19 protein-coding genes are annotated in these 23508 nt (G+C 63.9%); 14 read left to right on the top strand and 5 right to left on the bottom strand.

Annotated features, from left to right (window positions below; all coding sequences use genetic code 11):
* Nucleotides 1-81: 81 nt before the first annotated feature.
* Together fixJ and fixL are read right to left on the bottom strand one after the other, a co-directional pair.
* The gene (gene fixJ / locus HDG32_RS13450; protein ID WP_062129599.1) at nucleotides 82-726 is read right to left on the bottom strand and encodes an oxygen response regulator transcription factor FixJ; all 645 of its coding nucleotides are present in this window, start codon (nucleotides 724-726) and stop codon (nucleotides 82-84) included.
* Complete coding sequence (fixL, locus tag HDG32_RS13455; protein ID WP_221307737.1) at nucleotides 723-3239, bottom strand: oxygen sensor histidine kinase FixL; 2517 nt, start codon at nucleotides 3237-3239, stop codon at nucleotides 723-725. Before fixL ends, fixJ begins: the two co-directional genes overlap by 4 nt.
* A 275-nt stretch (nucleotides 3240-3514) precedes the next feature.
* Between fixL and aceE the strand changes: the two genes are divergently transcribed.
* The 3 genes from aceE (at nucleotide 3515) to lpdA (ending at nucleotide 9880) form a co-directional block, all read left to right on the top strand.
* On the top strand, nucleotides 3515-6211 hold the full coding sequence (gene aceE / locus HDG32_RS13460; RefSeq protein ID WP_184056410.1) for a pyruvate dehydrogenase (acetyl-transferring), homodimeric type: 2697 nt from the start codon (nucleotides 3515-3517) through the stop codon (nucleotides 6209-6211).
* A gap of 83 nt (nucleotides 6212-6294) precedes the next feature.
* Nucleotides 6295-7968, top strand: a complete 1674-nt coding sequence (aceF, locus tag HDG32_RS13465; protein WP_184067516.1) for a dihydrolipoyllysine-residue acetyltransferase — start codon at nucleotides 6295-6297, stop codon at nucleotides 7966-7968.
* Between the two features lie 133 nt (nucleotides 7969-8101).
* A complete protein-coding gene (gene lpdA, locus HDG32_RS13470; RefSeq protein ID WP_184067519.1) occupies nucleotides 8102-9880 on the top strand; it encodes a dihydrolipoyl dehydrogenase in 1779 nt (592 codons plus the stop codon).
* Nucleotides 9881-10209: 329 nt separating this feature from the next.
* Here lpdA and HDG32_RS13475 read toward each other — a convergent pair whose 3' ends face one another.
* A complete protein-coding gene (locus tag HDG32_RS13475) occupies nucleotides 10210-10785 on the bottom strand; it encodes a phasin family protein (RefSeq protein WP_013089827.1) in 576 nt (191 codons plus the stop codon).
* A gap of 745 nt (nucleotides 10786-11530) precedes the next feature.
* Between HDG32_RS13475 and pbpG the strand changes: the two genes are divergently transcribed.
* The gene (gene pbpG / locus HDG32_RS13480) at nucleotides 11531-12721 is read left to right on the top strand and encodes a D-alanyl-D-alanine endopeptidase (RefSeq protein WP_184067522.1); all 1191 of its coding nucleotides are present in this window, start codon (nucleotides 11531-11533) and stop codon (nucleotides 12719-12721) included.
* Nucleotides 12722-12864: 143 nt separating this feature from the next.
* Here the strand turns inward: pbpG and HDG32_RS13485 are convergent, their stop codons facing one another.
* Entirely contained in the window at nucleotides 12865-13695 is an 831-nt protein-coding gene (locus HDG32_RS13485; protein ID WP_090800805.1) for an IclR family transcriptional regulator, read from the bottom strand.
* Nucleotides 13696-13873: 178 nt separating this feature from the next.
* On the opposite strand from HDG32_RS13485, the gene HDG32_RS13490 reads away from it, so the two are divergent.
* Nucleotides 13874-14596, top strand: coding sequence for a (Fe-S)-binding protein (locus tag HDG32_RS13490; protein ID WP_184067525.1), 723 nt, complete (start codon nucleotides 13874-13876; stop codon nucleotides 14594-14596).
* 111 nt (nucleotides 14597-14707) lie between these two features.
* Nucleotides 14708-16123 (top strand): lactate utilization protein B, encoded by a 1416-nt coding sequence (locus HDG32_RS13495; protein WP_184067528.1) that lies wholly within the window; start codon nucleotides 14708-14710, stop codon nucleotides 16121-16123.
* Nucleotides 16124-16218: 95 nt separating this feature from the next.
* On the opposite strand, the gene HDG32_RS13500 is transcribed toward HDG32_RS13495, so the two are convergent.
* Nucleotides 16219-16734, bottom strand: a complete 516-nt coding sequence (locus tag HDG32_RS13500; protein WP_184067530.1) for a hypothetical protein — start codon at nucleotides 16732-16734, stop codon at nucleotides 16219-16221.
* 263 nt (nucleotides 16735-16997) lie between these two features.
* Between HDG32_RS13500 and HDG32_RS13505 the strand changes: the two genes are divergently transcribed.
* The 8 genes from HDG32_RS13505 to hscA all read left to right on the top strand — a co-directional run bounded on the left by HDG32_RS13505 (nucleotide 16998) and on the right by hscA (nucleotide 23477).
* The gene (locus tag HDG32_RS13505) at nucleotides 16998-17237 is read left to right on the top strand and encodes a hypothetical protein (protein WP_184067533.1); all 240 of its coding nucleotides are present in this window, start codon (nucleotides 16998-17000) and stop codon (nucleotides 17235-17237) included.
* 152 nt (nucleotides 17238-17389) lie between these two features.
* A complete protein-coding gene (locus tag HDG32_RS13510) occupies nucleotides 17390-17887 on the top strand; it encodes a low molecular weight protein-tyrosine-phosphatase (protein WP_184067536.1) in 498 nt (165 codons plus the stop codon).
* 163 nt (nucleotides 17888-18050) lie between these two features.
* Nucleotides 18051-18581: a Fe-S cluster assembly transcriptional regulator IscR gene (gene iscR / locus HDG32_RS13515; protein WP_184067539.1), complete on the top strand. Its 531-nt coding sequence runs from the start codon at nucleotides 18051-18053 to the stop codon at nucleotides 18579-18581.
* An 83-nt stretch (nucleotides 18582-18664) separates the two neighbouring features.
* Entirely contained in the window at nucleotides 18665-19888 is a 1224-nt protein-coding gene (locus tag HDG32_RS13520; protein WP_184067542.1) for an IscS subfamily cysteine desulfurase, read from the top strand.
* Between the two features lie 72 nt (nucleotides 19889-19960).
* Nucleotides 19961-20374, top strand: a complete 414-nt coding sequence (iscU, locus tag HDG32_RS13525; RefSeq protein ID WP_184022374.1) for a Fe-S cluster assembly scaffold IscU — start codon at nucleotides 19961-19963, stop codon at nucleotides 20372-20374.
* A 78-nt stretch (nucleotides 20375-20452) separates the two neighbouring features.
* Nucleotides 20453-20776: an iron-sulfur cluster assembly protein IscA gene (gene iscA / locus HDG32_RS13530; protein ID WP_184022376.1), complete on the top strand. Its 324-nt coding sequence runs from the start codon at nucleotides 20453-20455 to the stop codon at nucleotides 20774-20776.
* A gap of 137 nt (nucleotides 20777-20913) precedes the next feature.
* The gene (gene hscB, locus HDG32_RS13535) at nucleotides 20914-21441 is read left to right on the top strand and encodes a Fe-S protein assembly co-chaperone HscB (protein ID WP_184067544.1); all 528 of its coding nucleotides are present in this window, start codon (nucleotides 20914-20916) and stop codon (nucleotides 21439-21441) included.
* A 164-nt stretch (nucleotides 21442-21605) separates the two neighbouring features.
* A complete protein-coding gene (gene hscA, locus HDG32_RS13540) occupies nucleotides 21606-23477 on the top strand; it encodes a Fe-S protein assembly chaperone HscA (protein ID WP_184067547.1) in 1872 nt (623 codons plus the stop codon).
* Nucleotides 23478-23508: the final 31 nt, after the last annotated feature.

The raw sequence follows: 23508 nt of genomic DNA on the forward strand, positions 1-23508 counted from the left end.
TCGCGAACCGGCGACGCAACCGCCACGGATGGCGGCCACGTACCAACGGCCCCTCCGGACGAAAGGCCGCCCGTGCCTCTGTTACTGCGCCGTTTGCGGCTTGTTCGACAGCGCGAGTCGCAGCAGATCGGCGACCGTGTTGACGTTCAGCTTTTCCATGATGTTCGCGCGATGCGCTTCGACCGTCTTGATGCTGATGCCGAGGTCGTCGGCGATCTGCTTGTTCAGGCGGCCCGCGATGATCCGCTCGAGCACCTGATGCTCGCGCGCGGTCAACTTGCCGAGGCGCTCGGCCGCGGCGCGCTGCTGCTGGACGCTGGTGCTTTCGCTGCGTGCCTTGTCGAGCATGCGCTCGACGAGCTTGCGCAGTTCGGCTTCGTCGAACGGCTTTTCGATGAAGTCCATCGCGCCTTTTTTCATCGTCGACACCGCCATCGGCACGTCGCCGTGGCCCGTCACGAAAATGATCGGCAGCGACGCGTTGTCGGCGATCAGGCGTTCCTGCAACTCGAGCCCGCTCATGCCGGACATCCGCACGTCGAGGATCAGACACGCGATCTGGCCCGGATGCTGATGCGGCTGCCATGCGTCGATGAACTGCTCGGCGCTCGAGAAGCACTGAACGCGGTAGCCGTTCGCCTCCAGCAGCCAGCGCAGCGAATCTCGCACGGCCTCGTCGTCGTCGACGACAAAGACGGTTTCCTGTGTGGTGACTGGGCTGTTCATAGCTCTCCCGTAACGGTTTGTGGTATCGGCGCCTCGGACCCGCCGTTGCTCGGGCCGTCAGGCTCCCCAATGGGCAGACTGCAATGGAACGTGGCGCCCGTGATGTGGCCGTCGGATTCGACGTTGTTGACCACCCACAGACGACCGCGGTGCGATTCGATAATCGAACGGCAAATGTTCAGCCCCATGCCCATGCCATCGGACTTGGTGCTGTAAAACGGTTCGAACAGACGCTCGGCGGTCGCTTCGTCGACGCCGGGCCCCTGGTCGACGACGCTGATGCAGACGAAGCCGCTCTCCAGTCGCACGACCACGCGGATGACTGGGTCGACCGCGTTCGGGCGCGCTTCGGCCATCGCTTCGACGCCGTTCTTCAGCAGGTTCACGAGCACCTGCTCGATCAGCACCGGATCGACGTAGATCACCGGCAGCCGCGAGCGCAGATCGGTAACGATGCGAATGCGTCGCTTCCTTGCCTCGATTTCGGCGAGACCCACTGCGTCTGCGACGATATCCGCGACCCGCGTGGCCTGCCGCTTCGGCTCGCTGCGCTTCACGAACTCGCGGATGCGCTTGATGATCATGCCGGCGCGCACCGCCTGCTGCGCGGTCTTTTCGAGCACCGGCAGCAGATTGTCGGGCGTCGTTCGACCGGATTTAACCAGTGCGACGGTTCCGGAGCAATAGTTATTGATCGCGGCGAGCGGCTGGTTCAGTTCGTGCGCGAGCGACGAGGCCATTTCACCCATCGTCATCAGGCGGCTCGTGAACTGCAGCTTTTCGTCCTGCTGGCGCGCGAGTTCCTGCGCGCGCTTGCGGGTCGTGATGTCGGTCGCGATCTGCATCTGCGCGAGATGGCCGTCGACCCACTGGATGTACTGGCGTCGCACCTCGAACCACTTCTGGATGCCGGGGATGTAGATTTCCTGCGCGTCGGCGGCGCTTTCGGTCAGCGCGGCGGCGGGCAGGCCGACGAAGGTGTCGACCATGTCGATCGAATCGGACGACGTCTGCGAGGCGTCGAAGCCGCCGCCCGCGAGTTCGAGGTGGCCGTCCGGGCGGATGCCGAACAGATGCCGGTAATAGCGGTTCGCGAACAGCAGCTCGGCTTCGTCGGCGGCGAGCACGGACACCGCCGCATCGAGGCTTTCGAGCACGGTCGTGAAACGTTCGTGGGCGGCGGCGAGCTCTTCGCGCGCGCGCTTCGGCTCGGTGATGTCGGTCATCGACGACATCCAGCCGGTCTGGCGGCCCGAGCTGTCGATCAGCGGCGACACGTAGAGCCGCGCGTGGAACGTCGAGCTATCCTTGCGCCGCACGCGCAGCTCGAAGCCGGACGAGGGCGCCTTGCCGCGCAGCGTCATGTCGAGCTGACGCTGCATCTCGGGGTACGCGTCGCGCGGCCAGTAGGCGAACGGCGCGCTCTTGCCGACGAGGTCGCTTTCGTCCCAGCCGGTCATGCGGCAGAACGCCGGGTTCACGTGCGTGATGCGGCCGTGCATGTCGAGCACGCGCATGCCGATCAGCACCGAGTTTTCCATCGCGCGGCGGAAAAACGCTTCCGCGTAGAGCGCCTGCTGCGCCTCGAAGCGCTGGCGCGTGTGTTTCCACAGACTCCACAGGCTCCACAGTACGAAGCAGGAGAGGCCGGCCACCAGCCACACCAGCGTGTTGTTCGTGAAGTTGGTGATCTGCGGGAACGCGTACACGCGCACCGAAATGCCCTGGCCCGGCGGGTCGAGCGGCAGGTCGTAGAACATGTCGCGCGGCAGGCGCGGGCGGGTCGACGTGGTGGTCAACTCGCGGTTGTTCGCGTCGATGATCGAGATCTTGTATTTGGCCGACAGCTCGGGCGGGATGTCGCGCTTCAGAATGCCTTCCACCGAGAACACCGCGGCGATGGTGCCGAGGAAATCGCGGTCGCGGAAGATCGGCGTTTGCAGCGTGATGAAGCCGTTGCCGAGGTCGTCGTAGATGAGCGGCGAGTACACCTGGCGGCGCGTGTTGCGCGCCTCGGCGAAGCCGGCCTTGACAGCTTCGTCCATCTGCGCGTCGTTCGGACGCGCGAGCCGCTGGCCGAGCACCGGCGGCGCGGCGTTGGGCCAGCGCGGCTGCTGCTGGCCCGTGTACCAGTTCATGTAGAGGATCTCAGGATGCCCCTGCATGATGTCCGTGGTGCTCACCTGGAACGAATGCTCGTCGGCATGGCCGGCGGCGAGGTCGCGCGCGAGTGCCTGGATCTGCTCTTGCGCGCCCGTCATCGACAGGCGGATCTGCTGCTGCGCCCACGCGACGTTGCGGTACAGCGTGTCTTCCTGCTGTTGCTGCTCGCGCCGGTTCAGACTCCACAGAATCAGGCTCATGACGACCAGGAACACCAGGATCGACAGGAGCGGCGTCAGCAAATAGGAATTGGACCACCAGGGTCCGTGGTGCCAGCGCGAGGACGGCGACGAATCCGCCGGCGAACCCGCGGTGCGCGCCGAGCGAGAGAAGAGCCGTTCGGTCAACATGCGTGGCATTGTAGCTCAGCACGTCCCCGACAAATGGCGCAAAAAAGCACGGAAAGTGCAGTTAATCGGTGCAAACTAGCCGGCGGATCAGTCGATCGGCAGTCAAACCAGGTTGCGTTGCAGCAATTTTCCGCATTATGAGAATTGATCTCGTAATTTGAAAATTTGGTTGCGCTGACGTCGGGACCCTTATTACAATCGGCCGGAGCTGCCGCGGCCGTTCCTGCGTCCGCGTCGTCTGTTCAAAGTGCGTTCCCCATACCCAGGAGACGAGCATGTCCGCTGTACCCGACGAAGTCATGAAATATGTCGCCGCCGATAAAGACGACGATCCCCAGGAAACCGGCGAATGGCTGGAAGCGCTGGATGGCGTGATTTCTGCAGTAGGCCCTGACCGTGCCCACTACCTGATCGAAAAACAGATCGAATTCGCACGCGTGCACGGCGAACATCTGCCGTTCTCCGCTAACACTCCTTACATCAACACGATTCCGGTCGCGCGCCAGGCCAAGAACCCCGGCGACCAGGACATCGAACACCGTATTCGCTCGTACACCCGCTGGAACGCGATGGCGATGGTGCTGCGCGCCGGCAAGGAAACCAACGTCGGCGGCCACATCGCGTCGTTCGCATCGGCCGCCACGCTGTACGACGTCGGCTACAACCACTTCTGGCACGCACCGTCGGCCGAGCACGGCGGTGACCTCGTGTTCGTGCAGGGCCACTCGTCGCCGGGTGTCTACTCGCGTGCGTTCCTGCTCGGTCGCCTGACCGACAAGCAGCTCGACAACTTCCGCCAGGAAGTCGGCGGCGAGGGTATCTCGTCGTATCCGCATCCGTGGCTGATGCCGGACTTCTGGCAATTCCCGACCGTGTCGATGGGCCTGGGCCCGATCATGGCGATCTACCAGGCGCGCTTCATGAAGTACCTGCAGGCGCGCGGCATCGCGAAGACCGACGGCCGCAAGGTCTGGGCCTTCCTCGGCGACGGCGAAACGGACGAGCCGGAATCGCTCGGCGCGATCGGCATGGCCGGTCGCGAGCGTCTGGACAACCTCGTGTTCGTGATCAACTGCAACCTGCAGCGTCTCGACGGTCCGGTGCGTGGCAACGGCAAGATCATCCAGGAACTCGAAAGCGAATTCCGCGGCGCCGGCTGGAACGTGATCAAGGTCATCTGGGGCAGCCGCTGGGACGCGCTGTTCGCGCGCGACAAGTCGGGCGCGCTGATGCGCCGCATGATGGAAGTCGTCGACGGCGAGTACCAGACGTACAAGTCGGAGTCGGGCGCGTTCGTGCGCGAACACTTCTTCAACACGCCGGAACTGAAGGCGCTGGTCGCCGACTGGTCCGACGACGACATCTGGAATCTGAACCGCGGCGGCCATGATCCGCACAAGATCTACGCGGCGTTCACGGAAGCGACGAATTCGAAGGGCCAGCCGACCGTCATCCTCGCGAAGACGATCAAGGGCTACGGTATGGGCGAAGCCGGCCAGGCGATGAACATCACCCACCAGCAGAAGAAGATGCAGGTGGAGCAGTTGAAGAAATTCCGCGACCAGTTCCGTCTGCCGATCACGGACGAGCAGATCGTCGATGTGCCGTACCTGACGTTCGAGGAAGGCTCGAAGGAACTCGAGTACATGCGCCAGAAGCGCATGGATCTCGGCGGCTATCTCCCGGCGCGTCGTCAGAAGGCCGAGTCGCTGCCGGTGCCGGAACTGTCGGCATTCGAGCCGCTGTTGAAGGGCACGGGCGAAGGCCGCGAGATCTCCACGACGATGGCGTTCGTGCGGATCCTGAACATCCTCCTGAAGGACAAGACGCTCGGCAAGCGCGTCGTGCCGATCGTGCCGGATGAATCGCGTACGTTCGGCATGGAAGGTCTGTTCCGTCAGATCGGTATCTGGAATCAGGACGGCCAGAAGTACGTGCCGGAAGATTCCGACCAGTTGATGTTCTACCGTGAGTCGGAGACCGGTCAGATCCTGCAGGAGGGCATCAACGAAGCCGGCGGCATGGCCGACTGGATCGCGGCCGCGACGTCGTACTCGACGCACGGCGAGATCATGATCCCGTTCTACATCTTCTACTCGATGTTCGGCTTCCAGCGCATCGGCGACCTCGCATGGGCCGCTGGCGACATGCGCTCGCGCGGCTTCCTGCTGGGCGGCACGGCGGGCCGCACGACGCTGAACGGCGAAGGCCTGCAACACGAAGACGGCCACTCGCTGATGTGGGCGGCTTCGGTGCCGAACTGCATCAGCTACGACCCGACGTTCGGCTACGAACTCGCGGTCATCGTGCAGGACGGTCTGCGCCGCATGGTCGCCGACCAGGAAGACGTCTACTACTACGTCACCGTGATGAACGAGAACTACGAGCACCCGGCGATCCCGCAGGGCGAGACCGTGGCGGCCGACATCATCAAGGGCATGTACTCGTTCAGCAAGACCGCAGCCGATAAAAAGGCGCCGCACGTGCAGCTGATGGGCGCGGGCACGATCTTCAACGAAGTGATCGCCGCGGCCGACCTGCTGAAAAACGACTGGGGCGTCAACGCCGACCTGTGGAGCGTGCCGAGCTTCACCGAGCTCGCGCGCGAAGGTCACGAAGTGCAGCGCTGGAACCTGTTGCACCCGACCGAAGAGAAGAAGCTGTCGCACGTCGAGAAGCTGTTGAAGGATGCGCCGGGTCCGGTCATCGCATCGACCGACTACGTGCGCGCGCTGACCGAGCAGATCCGCGCGTTCGTGCCGCAGAAGTTCGTCGTGCTGGGCACCGACGGCTACGGCCGTTCGGACACGCGCGAGAAGCTGCGTCACTTCTTCGAAGTCGATCGCTACTGGGTCACGGTCGCCGCGCTGAACGCGCTGGCGGACGAAGGCACGATCGAACGCAAGGTGGTCGCCGAGGCGCTCAAGAAGTACAACCTTGATCCCGCCAAACCCAACCCGATGACCGTCTAAGGCATCACCCGTGTGCCACGATGCACGCGCTTGCTCCTCATCGCGAGGGGCCGGCGGCGTGCGCGGCCCAGGAGACACTAACAATGAGTCAAGCGATCGAAGTCAAGGTGCCGGACATCGGCGATTACAAGGACGTCCCTGTGATCGAGGTGCTGGTGAAGGCGGGTGACACCGTCGAAAGAGAGCAATCGCTCGTTACGCTGGAATCCGACAAGGCGACGATGGACGTGCCGAGCTCGGCCGACGGCGTCGTCAAGGAAGTGAAGGTCAAGGTCGGCGATGCGGTGTCCGAAGGCACGCTGATCATCGTGCTGGAAGGCGCCAACGCCGCTGCCGCGGCGCCCGCGCCGGCGGCGGCTGCCGCACCGGCTCCTGCTCCTGCGCCGGCGGCAGCTCCCGCTGCGGCGCCCGCACCCGCGGCGGCAGGCGGTGTGCAGGAAATCAAGGTGCCGGATATCGGCGACTACAAAGACGTCCCCGTGATCGAGATCGCGGTGAAGGTCGGCGATCGTGTCGAGAAGGAACAGTCGCTCGTCACGCTCGAATCCGACAAGGCGACGATGGATGTGCCCAGCTCGGCCGCCGGTGTCGTCAAGGAAGTGAAGGTCAAGGTTGGCGATACCGTGTCGGAAGGCTCGGTCATCGTCGTGATCGAAGCGGAAGGCGGCGCTGCCTCGGCACCCGCGCCGGCACCCGCGCCGGCACCGGCACCGGCCGCGAAGGCGCCGACGGAAAAGCCGTTCGACGCGCCGGCCACGCCGAGCCCGGCACCGGCCGCGCCGTCCGCGCTCGCGCAGGCGCCGCTGATCCCGGCTGGAGAAGGCGGCTCGCGTCATCCGAGCCATGCGTCGCCGTCGGTGCGCAAGTTCGCGCGCGAACTCGGGGCGGACGTCGGCCAGGTGAAGGGCACCGGTCCCAAGGGCCGCATTACGCAGGCCGACGTGACCGCGTTCGTGAAGGGCGTGATGACGGGCCAGCGCGCGGCGCCGGCTGGTGCGGCCGCGCCGGCCGCCGGCGGCGGCGAGCTGAATCTGCTGCCGTGGCCGAAGGTCGACTTCACGAAGTTCGGTCCGATCGATCCGAAGCCGTTGTCGCGCATCAAGAAGATCTCGGGCGCGAACCTGCATCGCAACTGGGTCATGATTCCGCACGTCACGAACAACGACGAAGCGGACATCACCGAGCTCGAAGCGCTGCGCGTCAAGCTGAACAAGGAACACGAGAAGGCGGGCGTCAAGTTCACGATGCTCGCGTTCGTGATCAAGGCCTGCGTGGCGGCCCTGAAGAAATTCCCGACCTTCAACGCGAGCCTCGACGGCGACAACCTGGTGTTCAAGCAGTACTACCACATCGGTTTTGCCGCTGACACGCCGAACGGCCTCATGGTGCCGGTGATTCGCGACGCGGACAAGAAGGGCCTCGTCGACATCGCGAAGGAAATGGCCGACCTGTCGAAGGCCGCGCGCGAGGGCAAGCTGAAGCCGGACCAGATGCAGGGCGGCTGCTTCTCGATCTCGTCGCTGGGCGGTATCGGCGGCACGCACTTCACGCCGATCATCAATGCGCCTGAAGTCGCGATTCTCGGCCTGTCGCGCAGCGCGATGAAGCCGGTGTGGGACGGCAAGCAGTTCGAGCCGCGCCTGACCATGCCGCTGTCGCTGTCGTACGACCATCGCGTGATCGACGGAGCGGAAGCCGCGCGCTTCAACGCATACCTCGGTTCGATTCTTGCCGATTTCCGGCGTGTGATTCTTTGACCGGCTGGTGAGGTCCGCCGGCGCGGGCGCGGATGGTTTCGACCGATCCGCGTCGCGCCGTCCGCGCGTTCGCGCTCACGTGCGCTGTGCGCGAAGGCGCGCTCATCATCGATCAATAAGAGAAGGGGACACCATGAGTCTCGTCGAAGTAAAAGTGCCGGACATCGGTGACTTCAAGGACGTCGACGTCATCGAAGTCAACATCAAGCCGGGCGACACCATCGAAAAAGAGCAGTCGCTGCTGACGCTCGAATCCGACAAGGCGTCGATGGAAGTGCCGAGCGATACCGCCGGCACCGTCAAGGAAGTGCGTATCAAGCCGGGCGACAAGGTCTCGCAGGGCACGGTCATCGCGCTCGTCGAGGCAACGGCGGGCGGCGCGGCTGCGGCCGCTGCGGAGCCGAAAGCGCCCGAGAAGGCGGCTCCCGCGCCGGTGCCTGCCGCTGCGGCGCCGAAGGCCGCCGCAGCGGCTGCGCAAGCCGGCAGCTATTCGGGCAGCGCCGACATCGAGTGCGACATGCTCGTGCTCGGTTCGGGCCCCGGCGGTTATTCGGCCGCGTTCCGCTCCGCCGACCTCGGCATGAAGACCGTGCTGGTCGAGCGTTATCCGACGCTCGGCGGCGTGTGTCTGAACGTCGGCTGCATCCCGTCGAAGGCGCTGCTGCACACCGCGCTCGTCATCGACGAAGCGGCTGATCTTGCCGCGCACGGCATCACGTTCGGCAAGCCGCAGATCGATCTCGACAAGCTGCGCGATTTCAAGTCCGGCGTGGTCAGGAAGCTGACCGGCGGTCTCGCCGGCATGGCGAAGGCGCGCAAGGTCGAAGTGGTGGTCGGTACGGGTGCGTTCGTCGATCCGAACCACATGGAAGTGCAGACCGAGGGCGGCAAGAAGGTCGTCAGGTTCAACCAGGCGATCATCGCAGCGGGCTCGGAAGCGGTGAAGCTGCCGTTCATTCCGGAAGATCCGCGGGTCGTCGATTCGACCGGCGCGCTCGAACTGCGCCAGATTCCGCAGCGCATGCTCGTGATCGGCGGCGGCATCATCGGTCTCGAAATGGCAACCGTGTACTCGACGCTCGGCGCGAACATCGACGTGGTCGAAATGCTCGACGTCCTGATGGCCGGCGCGGACCGCGATCTGGTCAAGGTCTGGGAGAAGTACAACAGCAAGCGTTTCGCGAACGTGATGCTGAAGACCAAGACCATCGCCGCCGAAGCGAAGGACGACGGTATCTACGTGTCGTTCGAGGGCGAGCAGGCGCCGGCCGAGCCGCAACGCTACGACCTCGTGCTGGTGGCCGTCGGCCGCTCGCCGAACGGCAAGCGGATCGGCGCGGAAAAGGCCGGTGTCGCGGTGACGGATCGCGGCTTCATCGAAGTCGACAGGCAACAGCGCACGAATGTGCCGCACATCTTCGCGATCGGCGACATCGTCGGTCAGCCGATGCTCGCGCACAAGGCCGTGCACGAAGGCCACGTGGCGGCGGAAGCCGCGCATGGCGAGAAGGCGTACTTCGACGCGCTGCAGATTCCGTCGGTGGCCTACACCGATCCGGAAGTGGCTTGGGCCGGCAAGACGGAAGACCAGCTGAGAGCCGAAGGCGTCAAGTTCGGCAAGGCGGTGTTTCCGTGGGCCGCATCGGGTCGCGCGATCGCCAACGGTCGCGACGAGGGCTTCACGAAGCTGCTGTTCGATGAGGAAACGCATCGCGTGATCGGCGGCGGTATCGTCGGTCTGAACGCGGGCGACCTGATCAGCGAAGTCTGTCTCGCGATCGAGATGGGCGCGGACGCAACGGATATCGGCAAGACGATCCATCCGCATCCGACGCTCGGCGAATCGATCGGCATGGCGGCCGAGTTGTATGAAGGCGTCTGTACCGATCTGCCGCCCGTCAAGAAGAAGTAACGCGGTGCACCGCGCCTGCGTGACGACATGCGGGCGCGACAAAGCCGGTCGAGCCGTACGGCAAAGAAAAACGGCGCGCTCCATGTCGGAGCGCGCCGTTTCTGCGCCGTTTCTGTTTTCGTGGCGGCCAGTGGCGGGCAAAAAAATCCCGGCTTGGCGGCCGGGCAAACGATACGCCATTGCAACGTATCGGAGCGTTCGGCTCTTCAAACCGTATAAGCGGCAACGGCACGACGCTGTTGCTTGCGATAACGCCGGCGCAGCGCATAGGCTGGGCCGGCGTGAAAGACGACGCGAGGCATAAAGCCTTGCGTGTTGACGCGCGAAGCTTAGACGGCCTTCTTGGCGGCGGCGCGCGATGCTTGCGCAGCGGCTTGCGAAGCTGCCTTCGAAGCGGCCGTTGCAGCTGCGTTGAAGTTGCTTTCGGCGATTTCGACAGCCTGGCGGGTTGCCTTGTGGACCGTTTCGTACGTGGTGTTGGCGGCGGTGATAGCCGACTTCATCACGGCGACAGCGGTTTCCGAACCGGCCGGTGCGTTCTTGGCGACGTTTTCGACGAGCGCCTGAACCTTGCGGTTTTGCTCTTCGAATTGCGCTTCCGCGACGCGGGTGAATTCACCCTGCGTTGCCGAAACGATTTCGTACACATGGCGGCCATACGACAGCGCCTTTTCAGCCACCGGCTGGGCGAGGCTTGCTTGCAGTGCCAGCAGTTCCTGCGCATCCTTCACGGACAGCGCGCGTTGGGCATTTTCCTGGCTTTCGGCGAGCGTCGACTTCACAACTTGCAGGTTCAGCTCGACCAGCTTTTCGACACCTTCAAATGCTTTGGTCGTCAGGCCGAACAGGGTTTCGAAGTTGGCTTTCTGGGCTGCGGCGAATTGCTCAGGGGTCAGCAGAGTCATGGTTTACGCTCCTGGATTGCGGCCGGTCTGTGCGGACCGCATTGGGTGGGTGGCGAGACGCAGGTTCATCGTCTCACCGGACCGCGATGTATTGTGCATCGCAGCAATGGTTCCCATTTTAGGATGCCTACAAGGAATGTCAAGCGTTTTTTGTGCATCGCACAATGTTGAGAAAATGCCGACAAAACAATAGGTTATACAGTAGGCATGTCATTAATATGACGCGGAACGATTGCTCGTTGCACCGTGCTGGTGCGACATAAACCAACCGTTCAGCAGGCCGTCGGGAGATTATTTTTCCGTGTGGCAGCAATTCTCCCCTGAAAAACCGATCATCATCAATTCGATGTAAACCACAAGATGACAAGGAACGTTAAAGAACGATGGCAGTCGAACGCGCGTCAGCGACTTTCGTCGGACACTTAAAAAAGTCCGTCGCACGCTCGCAACGCCTTCATGGCGCGGCGCAGTAGTTTCCGCCTGTGCTCTGACAGTATTTCCCCGGATCAAGGTTGTCTCAAAATTGCCGTTATCCTGCAATGATCTGCTCGATTGGGCCGGGCGGCGATGGCGAGGCTTGCTGGCGACGATCGTTTTTTTCGATCGAGGCGCGGCACTTATTCGTGTTTTCGCGATCGGAGCTGACAAGCCGGTTTAAGGAGCGCGTATAAGTGCTTCAAATTGCTAATTTTTCGTTGCTTTACTACACTTGCGGAAACCTCTCGCCGCTCCCTATCGAACACCCATGAAAACCGACATGTTTTCGTCGCTAAAAGTGCTCCACGGCGCGGCGCGCAGCACCGCTCTATCGGTGGCCGTCTCGCTGGCCGTCGCAGCGGCGTTCGCTACGCCTGTCAGCACTTTTGCAGCTACGTCTGCTGCATCCGCAAAAACTTCCAAACACGCTAACACTGCCAGGAAGCCTGCGCAGGCGGCCGCCACCGCAAAGGTGTCGAGCCATGCGGCGAAAGCCGGCAAGGGTGAGGCCGTGAAAGTCGCTGCGGCGGATGAAGATGCCCCGCACGCCGGCGTCAAACGCAAGCGCGTCACGTTCACGGCGAACGGCCGACACCGTTCGGTGATGCGACGCGTCGCGTACGAGCCGCGCCAGCCGAGCGTCGGCCAGGCGTTTGGTCTGCACGAGACGCCGGACGCGCTGATGCTGCGCTCGAGCGTCGCCTATGTGATCGACCAGAACAGCGGCGAGACGCTGTTCGACAAGAACTCGCGCGCGGTGGTACCGATCGCATCGATCAGCAAGCTGATGACGGCGATGGTGGTGCTCGATTCGAAAGAGCCGATGACCGATCAGATCGAAGTCACCGACGAAGACCGCGACTACGAGAAGAACACCGGTTCGCGTCTGTCGGTGGGCTCGGTGCTGTCGCGCGAGGACATGCTGCACATCGCGCTGATGGCGTCGGAAAACCGCGCGGCGGCGGCGCTGTCGCGCTACTACCCGGGCGGCCGTCCGGCGTTCCTCGCGGCGATGAACGCGAAGGCGAGGCAGCTCGGCATGAACGACACGCACTTCGAGAACCCGACCGGTCTGACGAGCATGAACGTGTCGAGCGCGCGCGATCTCGTGAAGATGGTCAACGCGGCGTATCAGTACCCGTTGATCCGCAAGTTCTCGACCGATCACAGCTATGAGGTGTACACCGGCAAGCGCACGCTCGCGTACAACAGCACGAACGCGCTGGTGCGCAACCCGACGTGGGACATCGGTCTGCAGAAGACCGGCTTCATCAACGAAGCGGGCGAGTGTCTCGTGATGCAGGCGACCATCCACGGCCGGCCGATGATCCTGGTGCTGCTCGATTCGTCGGGCAAGTACTCGCGTTTCGCGGACGCGACGCGTCTGCGTACGTGGCTCGACAACGGCGGCGACCAGCCGCGTATCACGAGCGCCGATGCCGGCGGTCCGGGTACCTGAAGCCGCAACGCATACTCAGCCGGTGGTAGTCAGTCCGGCTGCAGCTGACGTGCAAAGAAAAAGCCTCGCGGATGCGAGGCTTTTTTCATGGCGCCGGCGGGAGGGCAAAGGGTGCAACGGCGGTTGGGCGGCCGCCCCCTTCACTAATGCTGGCCGTGCGAGCCATGTGAGCCGTGCCCGCCGTGCGCATGGTCCTGCTGCGGCTGCGGCCGGTAGCCGAGCGATTCCGAAATCATCAACGCGGTCTGGCTCAACTGCCCGAGCCATGAATCCTGCAAACGATCGGCCGGCGCCGACAGCGACAGTCCCGCGACCAGCTTGCCGGTATCGTCGTAGATGCCGGCGGCGATGCAGCGCACGCCCAACTCCAGTTCCTCGTTGTCGCGCGCGCAGGCCTGCTGGCGCACATGCGACAGCTCGCGCTCGAGTTTCGCGAGATCGGTGATGCTGTTCTGCGTGTGGCCCGACAGACCGGTGCGTGTTGCGTAGGCACGCACGCGGGTGGCTTCGTCGGCCGCGAGGAACAGCTTGCCGACCGAGGTCAGATGAAGCGGGGCGCGCCCGCCGATCGCCCGCACCACCTGCATGCCCGAGCGCTCCGAATACGCGCGTTCGATATAGACGATTTCGTCGCCCTGACGCACCGACAGGTTCACGGTCTGCCCGGTCTCGCGGTGCAGCTCGCGCATCGGCGTGAGCGCAGCGTCGCGCACCGACAGACGCGCCTTGACGAGATTGCCCAGTTCGAGCAGGCGCATGCCAAGACGGTAGGTGCCGGGGTCTGAACGGTCGACCAGCCGGCACATCACCATATCGTTCAGGATGCGGTGCGCGGTGGATGGATGCAGCTCCGTGCGGATGGCCAGTTCTTTCAGGCTGACCGGGTCGCTATGCGCCGCCAGTGCGTCGAGCAGGCGCATCATGCGTTCGATCACCTGGATCGAAGTTTTGGGATCCGGGTTCGTATCGCTCATATGAGAATCGGTGGATGCGTCAAACAGCGAAAACTGATTGTATCTCGTATTGTGAAAAAAGCGAACGCTTCGAGGCGCGCTTCCAATCCGGCGCGGCGTGCTTCCTATGCCTTCCGGCCGTTGGTATTGCACCGGCAAACAGCGGATAATCAGGGACGTTTCCCCGCAAGGAGGGCTCATGCGAGTCGGATTGTTCGTCACTTGCCTGATTGACCTGATGCGTCCCGAGATCGGTTTCTCCGTCATCAAGCTGATCGAAGGCGCCGGTTTCGAGGTCGTAGTGCCGCCCGCGCAAACCTGTTGCGGGCAACCTGCGTATAACTCGGGAGACCGCCGCCTCGCGCGCGACCTTGCCGAGAAAACGCTGCGCGAGTTCGAACAGTTCGACTATGTGGTGGTGCCGTCGGGCTCGTGCGGCGGCATGATCCGCGCGCACTACGGCGACCTGTTCCGCGACGATCCCGAGCTGATGAACCGTTTCGGCCGCCTGCGCGGCAAGGTGTTCGAGCTGACGGATTTCCTCGTCAACGTCGCGAAGGTGCAGTTGCAGCCGGGCGAGTTCGCGGGACAGGTGACTTATCACGACTCGTGTTCGGGCTTGCGCGAACTGGGCGTCAAGGAACAGCCGCGCGAACTGCTCGCGCAGGTCGGCGTCGCGGTCACCGAGATGAAAGGCTGCGAGCATTGCTGCGGCTTCGGCGGCACTTTCGCGGTCAAATACGGCGATATCTCGACCGCGATCGTCGACGAAAAGTGCACGAACATCGCCGCGAGCGGCGCCGGTGCGGTGGTGCTCGGCGACCTCGGCTGCATGTTGAATATCGAAGGGCGGCTGCGCCGCAACGGCGACTCGACGACGCGCGTGCTGCATATCGCACAGGTGCTGGCCGGCGACGTGTAATCCCCGCGTGGCGAACACCGCTATTGTTCGCGTCACGTTTATCTTGTCTGTCACGCATTGCGTCGGGCGCGAATGCGCCGCGCGTTTCAATCCGATCTCATCAGGGGCGCCATGCAAGTCCAATCGATGCAGTTCAAGGCTCGCGCCGGTCAGAAACTCGCCGACCAGCGCCTGCAGCAGAACCTGACCAAGCTGTCCACGAAGTTCGTGTCGGCGCGCGCGAGCGCGATGACCGCGATCGATTTCCCCGCGACGCGGGCCGCGCTCAAGGAGCGCCGTGATCGCGCGCTCGAGAATCTCGACGTGTGGCTCGAAACCTTCGAGCGCGAGGCGACCCGGCGCGGCGTGACTGTGCTGTTCGCGGAGACCACGCAGGAGGCCGCGCGGCTCGTCGGCGACATTGCGCGCAAGCACGAGGTGAAGAAGGTGATCAAGACCAAGTCGATGGTCACCGAGGAAATGCGCCTGAACGAAGTGCTCGGGCAGATGGGCGTGCAGTCGATCGAAACCGACCTTGGCGAATACATCCTGCAGATCAACGACAACGAGCCGCCAAGCCATATCATCGCGCCGGTCGTTCACAAGGATAAGGACGAGATCGCCGACCTGTTCGCGAAGACGCACGGCCGGCCGCGGCTCACCGAGATTCCCGACATGACGCGTGAGGCGCGCGAGATGCTGCGGCCGCATTTTCTGAGCGCGGACATGGGCGTGACGGGCGGCAATTTCATCATCGCGGAAACGGGCTCGGTCGCGGTCGTGACCAACGAGGGCAACGAAGGTATGTGCACGGTGATGCCGCGCGTGCATGTCGCTGTCACCGGCATCGAGAAGGTGCTGCCGACGCTCGAGGATCTCGCGACGGCTATGCGCCTGCTGCCGCGTTCGGCAACCGGCCAGGCCACCTCGAACTATTTTTCGATGCTGACCGGGCCGCGTGGCGCGGGCGATCAGGATGGGCCCGAGCATATGTACGTGGTGCTCGTCGACGGTGGCCGCACAGGGCTGATCGGCGGCGACTTCCAGGAGATGCTTCGCTGCATCCGCTGCGGCGCGTGCATGAACCATTGCCCGGTGTATCAGAAGGTCGGCGGGCACGCATATGGCTGGGTCTATCCGGGGCCGATGGGGTCGGTGCTGACGCCGAGCTATGTCGGCATCGACAAGGCGCTCGACCTGCCGCAAGCGGCGACGTTATGCGGCGAATGCAATAGCGTGTGCCCGGTCGATATCCCGCTGTCCGATCTGTTGCGCAAGCTGCGCGAAAAGCAGATGGAGCGACACCTGCGGCCGTGGAAGGAGCGCGCCGGGTTGGCGCTGTGGGGCTGGCTCGCGCTGCATCCCGATGCCTATGCGCTCTTTACCAAACTCGCCGTGCGCGTGCTGGAGCGCATGGGTGGGCGCAATCGGTCGATCGCCAAACTGCCGCTCGGCGGCGCGGGCTGGACCGATACGCGCGACATGCCGGCGCCGGTGGGTCGTACGTTCCGCGAGTTGTATGCCGCGCAGCGCAGCCATATTGGCTGAGCGGGCGGCATTGGGATTGGTTTGACGGCTGCGCGCTCGCGCAGCCGTCGAAACGGGCGAAGAAGCCGGCGGGATACTTCAGCGCCGCTCCGTCTTCAATGTTCGGTCATCTGCCCCGGCTGACGCGCGGGCGCATTTCTCCCCAAATCGTTGCCTCGTCCGCCGCCGTTGCCGGCTTGCGGCTGGCGGCCCGCGCCGGGGTGCGGGCCGCCATTGGCGCCACCAGGGCCGTGCGGACCGCCCGCTGCGCCCTGCGGCGGCGGGCCGCCGTGCGGTTGTCCAGGACCGCCGCCATTGTTGCCATGACCGTTGCCGTGATCGCCGTGGTGCCAGTCGTTGTCGTTCGGATGACCGCGATCCGGATAGCCGCGATAGCCGGAGCCCGGCGCCGGGCCGTAGTAGCGTCCCGGACCGTAATCGCCGTAGCCCAGGTACACATTGGTTTGCGGCACGACCACGGCACCCGGCGCGAATGCGGAAACGTCATAACCGTTGTAGCCGCTATAGGCGCCGTAGCCGTTGCCGTACATCGGCGTGCCGTCCGGATAGACCGCGCAGCCGCCGAGCAGCGCGGCGGCCATCAGGCCGACGGGAGGTGCAATGCGTTTCATTTTGTGGTGCAAAGAAATGTAAGGGTAAGAATAAGACCGTCATTGTCGCCGTCCGTCGCGGCGGCTTTGTATGCGTTTGTAAGCTTTACTTTTGTGTGCCAGCGATGCGCCAATCGTTCCCGAAAGAGGTCTCAATTGACTGTTTCGTATCAAGCAACGATCTATCTCGCGCGGGCGGGTTTTCCCCGATTGTGAATTCCTATAGCATTTCGTTAGGGCATAGTGCGTCATAAGCTGATGCGCCCCTAATTGAAGAACACATCATGAAAAAGACAATATCGGTGTACTGGCCCCTAGCCATCGTTGTACCGCTCGCGGTGCTCGCCTTTCTGCACGTCAACGGCCAAACCGCTTCGCGCGCTTCGCAGATGCCGCTCGACGCCAACCATCTGACCGCCGAACTCGCACGCGCGGTGTCGTACGGCATGATCGACACGGCGTCGGCATTGCCGGCCAAGCCGATGCGTGCCGCCACGGCGACGCCGCTCGCCGAGGCATCGTAAGCCGGCGCGGCGGACCGCGACGGTCCGAAGCCGCTGATCTTGCTGGCTGCGCCCCGCTCGGCGCGAATCTGTCGAGATTTGTATAATCGCGGCGCAGTCCGCTGACTGTCTGACGACCTCACGCGCGGCGCCTCGGGCGTCGAAAATCCCTGATGAAAACTGTATCCATCTGTTTCGTTTGCCTCGGGAATATCTGCCGTTCACCGACGGCGGAGGGCGTGATGCGTCATCTGGTCGACGAGGCGAAGCTTGCGGACTGCATCCTGATCGATTCGGCCGGCACCGGCGATTGGCACATCGGCGCGGCGCCCGACGAACGCGCGCAACACGCGGCCCGCCAGCGCGGCTATGCGCTCGACGCGCTGCGCGGCCGCCAGATCACGGTCGCGGACTTCGAGCGCTTCGATCTGCTGATTGCCATGGACGACCGAAACGTCGCCGCGTTGCGTCAACTGTGCCCGCCCGCACAGCGCGACAAGATCCGTCTGCTGATGGAGTTCGTGCCTGAGTCGGATGGCCGCTGGAGCGGCGCGCGAGAGGTTGTCGATCCGTATTTCGGCGGCGCGGAAGGCTTCGAGTTGGTGCTCGATCAGTGCGAAGCAGCCTGCCGCGGGCTGATCACCGCGCTGCGCCCGCAGTTGCTCGCGTAGGCATCGGGCGAAGAACGCAGACGCACCACACGGGTTGGGGCGCGGCGTCGACGTATGGCGATCAATTAAGCGAATGACACAAAATTTACCGCCCATACTTGACTAAATCGCTCATGTATTTATACTTGACCAAACTTGTCGAGAATTGCGGTTCCCACATCATATGAGACTCACCACGAAAGGCCGTTTCGCCGTCACGGCGATGATCGACCTGGCGCTGCGCCAGGAGCAGGGCCCGGTGACGCTTGCGGGTATCAGCCAGCGCCAACACATCTCCCTGTCGTATCTCGAGCAGCTGTTTGGCAAGCTGCGCCGTCATGAAATCGTCGAATCCGTGCGCGGACCGGGCGGTGGCTACAATCTCGCGCGCCGTGCCGAAGAGGTGACGGTGGCCGACATCATCATCGCGGTCGACGAACCGCTCGACGCCACCCAGTGCGGCGGTAAGGGCACATGCGAAGGCACCAAGCAGCACGACGGCCACTGCATGACGCATGAGCTGTGGTCGACGCTGAACCAGAAAATGGTCGAATACCTCGATTCGGTTTCACTGAAGGATCTGGTGGATCAGCAGCGTTCGCGCGAAGGCACGCCGGCCGTGCTGCGCGACAGGCGCAACGACGCGCCGGCGGCCGAACCCGTGCGCGTGGCGCCCAAGGGTCCCAATTCCGTTTTCAACATGGCCGGTTCGTGAAGCGCGGCACGCAATAGAAAACCCTCGCCGCAGGCCCATATCGAACCCAGAAGCCAGAGCACATGACGTCCCCGGAGCAATTGATGAATAACGACTCTCTCCATCTGCCTATCTACATGGACTACAGCGCCACGACGCCGATCGATCCGCGTGTGGTGGACAAGATGATCCCGTATCTGCGCGAGCAGTTCGGCAATCCCGCGTCGCGTAGTCACGCTTATGGCTGGACCGCCGAGCGTGCAGTCGAGGAAGCGCGCGAGCAGGTGGCCGCGCTCGTGAACGCCGATCCACGCGAAATCATCTGGACCTCGGGTGCGACGGAGTCGGACAACCTCGCTCTGAAAGGTGCCGCGCACTTTTACAAGAGCAAAGGCAAGCACATCATCACGGTGAAGACCGAGCACAAGGCGGTGCTGGACACCACCCGCGAGCTCGAGCGCGAAGGTTTCGAAGTCACCTATCTGGATGTCAAGGACGACGGTCTGATCGACCTCGACGCGTTCAAGGCGGCACTGCGCCCGGACACGATTCTGGTGTCGGTGATGTCGGTCAACAACGAGATCGGCGTCATCCAGGACATCGAGGCGATTGGCGAGATCACGCGCGAGAAGGGCATCATTTTTCACGTCGACGCGGCGCAGGCCAGCGGCAAGATCCAGATCGATCTGCAGAAGCTGAAGGTCGACCTGATGTCGTTCTCGGCGCACAAGACCTACGGCCCGAAGGGCATCGGCGCGCTTTACGTGCGTCGCAAGCCGCGTATCCGTATCGAGGCGCAGATGCACGGCGGCGGTCACGAGCGCGGCATGCGTTCGGGCACGCTCGCCACGCACCAGATCGTCGGCATGGGTGAAGCGTTCCGTATCGCGCGTGAAGAGATGGCGACCGAAAACGAGCGCATCCGCATGCTGCGCGGCCGGCTGCTGAAAGGCCTGTCGCAAATCGAGGAAGTGTATGTGAACGGCGACATGGAAAAGCGTGTGCCGCACAACCTGAACATCAGCTTCAATTTCGTCGAAGGCGAATCGCTGATCATGGCGGTGAAGGACGTCGCGGTGTCGTCGGGCTCGGCGTGCACATCGGCGTCGCTGGAGCCGTCGTACGTGCTGCGCGCGCTTGGCCGCAACGACGAACTCGCGCACAGCTCGATCCGCTTCACGGTGGGACGCTTCACGACCGAGCAGGAAATCGACTACGTGATCAACCTGCTGAAGTCGAAGATTTCCAAGCTGCGCGATCTGTCGCCGCTGTGGGAAATGCACAAGGACGGGATCGATCTGTCGACCATCCATTGGGCCGCGCACTGACGCGCCGGCTGGACGAAGCGGACATCGAACGTTCATCGCATTGCAGGTTGAAACGAATCAAGGAGTGTAATCATGGCTTATAGCGACAAGGTCCTCGACCACTACGAAAACCCGCGCAACGTCGGTTCCTTCGCGAAGGACGACGACACGGTCGGTACCGGCATGGTCGGCGCGCCGGCCTGCGGCGACGTGATGAAGCTGCAGATCCGCGTCGGCGCGGACGGCATCATCGAAGACGCGAAGTTCAAGACCTACGGCTGCGGCTCGGCCATCGCATCGAGCTCGCTCGTCACCGAATGGGTGAAGGGCAAGACGCTCGACCAGGCGATGTCGATCAAGAACACGCAGATCGCCGAAGAACTGGCACTGCCGCCGGTGAAGATCCATTGCTCGATCCTCGCGGAAGACGCGATCAAGGCAGCGGTCGCCGACTACAAGCAGCGCCACGGCGAAGCAGCGGTTGTCGAAGACGGCAAGGCCGCCTGAGCAACAGGGTAAGAAAGAAGCAACCGGTGAGCGCGGCGCGAACACGCGCGCCGCGCACTCTGGCAACTGAGAAACGTTATGGCAATTACGTTGACCGAAAAGGCAGCACAGCACGTCCAGAGGTATCTGACCCGCCGCGGTAAAGGCATCGGGTTGCGCGTCGGCGTGCGCACCACCGGTTGCTCGGGCCTCGCCTACAAGCTCGAGTACGTGGACGAACTCGCGCCGGAAGACCAGGTGTTCGAGACGGGCGGCGTGAAGGTCGTCGTCGACCCGAAGAGTCTCGCGTATATAGACGGCACGGAGCTCGACTTCGCGCGCGAAGGGCTGAACGAAGGCTTCAGGTTCAACAACCCGAACGTGAAAGACGAATGCGGCTGCGGCGAGTCGTTCCGCGTCTAGATTCGTTACCTTCCGCGTGCGGCGGATAAAAGGCGGCGAGGGCCGCCTTTTTAGTTTGATCCGCGCTCCACTGAACCGGTCGCGCCTGACAAGGCCCGACGTCTCCATACCAGTTTTCATCAACGGACTTTAATCCGATGGCCTCGCTGAACGACAGCCACTTCGATCTGTTTGGTCTGCCGGCGCAATTCGCGCTCGACGCGGGCACGCTCGATCACGCGTACCGCACCGTGCAGGCGCAGGTGCATCCGGATCGCTTCGCGGCCGCCGGCGATGCGCAAAAGCGCATCGCGATGCAGTGGGCGACGCGCGCGAACGAGGCCTATCAGACGCTGCGCGATCCGCTCAAGCGCGCGACCTATCTGCTGTCGTTGCGCGGCATCAACGTCGGCGCGGAGAACAACACGGCGATGGAGCCCGCGTTCCTGATGCAGCAGATGGAGTGGCGCGAGAACATCGAGGACGCGGCCGCGGCGAAGAACGTCGACGCGCTCGACGCGCTGCTCATCGAGTTGCGCGACGAGGAGCGTCGGCGCTTCGACAAGCTCGGCGCATCGCTCGATCACGGCGCGAATCAGGCGGCGGGCGAGGCGGTGCGGCAGCTGATGTTCATCGAGCGCGTCGCGTCGGAAATCGATGCCCAGATCGAGCGGCTCGAAGGCTAGCGCGGTTTCGCGCGACGCGCGCAAAAGCGCGGCGCGGGCAAGCAGCAACAGTAGGCAGCGACGTAGTAAGCGACAAACAAAAAACCAGAGCGGCCGCGAGCCGCGGCATCACCCCAGCAACGCGAACATTCAGGACGGGGCACAACGTCCCCGAGAAGATCCAGATGGCCTTACTGCAAATCTCCGAACCCGGCATGGCGCCGGCGCCTCACCAGCGGCGTCTGGCGGTCGGTATCGATCTCGGCACCACCAACTCCCTCGTCGCCGCTGTGCGCAGCGGCGTGCCCGATGTGCTGCCCGACGAAGACGGGCACGTGCTGCTGCCGTCGGTGGTGCGTTACCTGGAGCAGGGCGGCCGTCGCATCGGCCGCCGGGCGAAGGCCGAAGCCGCGACCGACCCGCGCAACACGATCGTGTCGGTCAAGCGCTTCATGGGCCGCGGCAAGGCCGAGGTGGAGGGCGCCGAAAACGCGCCGTACGACTTCGTCGATGCACCCGGCATGGTGCAGATCCGCACCGTCGACGGCGTGAAGAGCCCGGTCGAGGTATCGGCTGAAATTCTCGCGACGCTGCGCCAGCGCGCCGAAGACACGCTCGGCGACGAGCTCGTCGGCGCAGTAATCACGGTGCCCGCTTACTTCGACGAAGCGCAGCGCCAGGCGACCAAGGACGCCGCGCGCCTCGCGGGGCTGAACGTGCTGCGTCTGCTCAACGAACCGACCGCTGCGGCGATCGCCTACGGTCTCGACAACTGCGCGGAAGGTTTGTACGCGGTCTACGACCTCGGCGGCGGCACCTTCGACCTGTCGATCCTGAAGCTCACCAAGGGCGTTTTCGAAGTGCTCGCGGCGGGCGGCGATTCCGCGCTCGGCGGCGACGACTTCGACCATGCGCTATATCGCCATGTGCTCGAACAGGCCGGCATCGCGTCGCAGACGCTCGCGCCGCACGACGTGCGCCTGCTGCTCGATAGCGTGCGCGAGGCCAAGGAGGCGCTGTCGAGCGCGTCGCAAACTACCCTCGAGCTCACGCTTGCCAACGGCACCGCGCTCGATCTGACGATCGACGAAGCCACTTTCGAGACCATCACGGCCGCGCTGGTGCAACGCACGCTGGGCCCGACGAAAAAGGCGCTGCGCGACGCGAAGGTCACCACGAAGGAAATCAAGGGCGTCGTGCTGGTCGGCGGCGCGACGCGCATGCCGGTGATCCGCCGCGCGGTCGAGGCGTTCTTCGGCCAGCCGCCGCTCGTCAATCTCGATCCGGATCAGGTCGTCGCACTCGGCGCCGCGATCCAGGCCGATCTGCTGGCCGGCAACCGCGGGGCGGAAGGCGACGAATGGCTACTGCTCGACGTGATTCCGCTGTCGCTCGGCGTCGAGACGATGGGTGGCCTCACCGAAAAGATCATTCCGCGCAACTCGACGATTCCAGTCGCGCGTGCGCAGGATTTCACGACCTTCAAGGACGGCCAGACCGCGATGGCGATTCACGTCGTCCAAGGCGAGCGCGAGCTCGTCAGCGATTGCCGTTCGCTCGCGCGCTTCGAGCTGCGCGGCATTCCGCCGATGGCCGCCGGCGCCGCGCGCATTCGCGTGACCTATCAGGTCGACGCCGACGGCCTGCTGTCGGTGTTTGCGCGCGAGCTGGCGTCGGGCGTGGAGGCATCGGTCGTCGTGAAGCCTTCGTATGGCCTCGCCGACGACGACATCGCGCGCATGCTCGAAGACAGCTTTTCGACCGCTGAAATCGACATGCGCGCGCGCGCATTGCGCGAGGCGCAGGTCGAAGCGCAGCGTCTCGTCGAAGCGACCGACGCGGCGCTCGCCGCCGACGCCGAGTTGCTCGACGACAGCGAACGCGCCGAACTCGACGCGCTGCTCGCCGCGCTGCGCAACGTCGCGCGAGGCGACGACGTCGGCGCGATCGAAGCCGCGACGAAGGCGCTCGCCGAAGGCACCGACGAATTCGCCGCGCGCCGCATGAACAAGGGAATTCGCCGCGCGCTGTCGGGCCGCAAGCTCGACGAGATCTGAACGGGCGAGCGTAGCGACAGCAACGTGCACG

This window comes from Paraburkholderia sp. CI2 (assembly GCF_014201055.1).
In the GTDB taxonomy this organism is placed as follows: domain Bacteria; phylum Pseudomonadota; class Gammaproteobacteria; order Burkholderiales; family Burkholderiaceae; genus Paraburkholderia; species Paraburkholderia tuberum.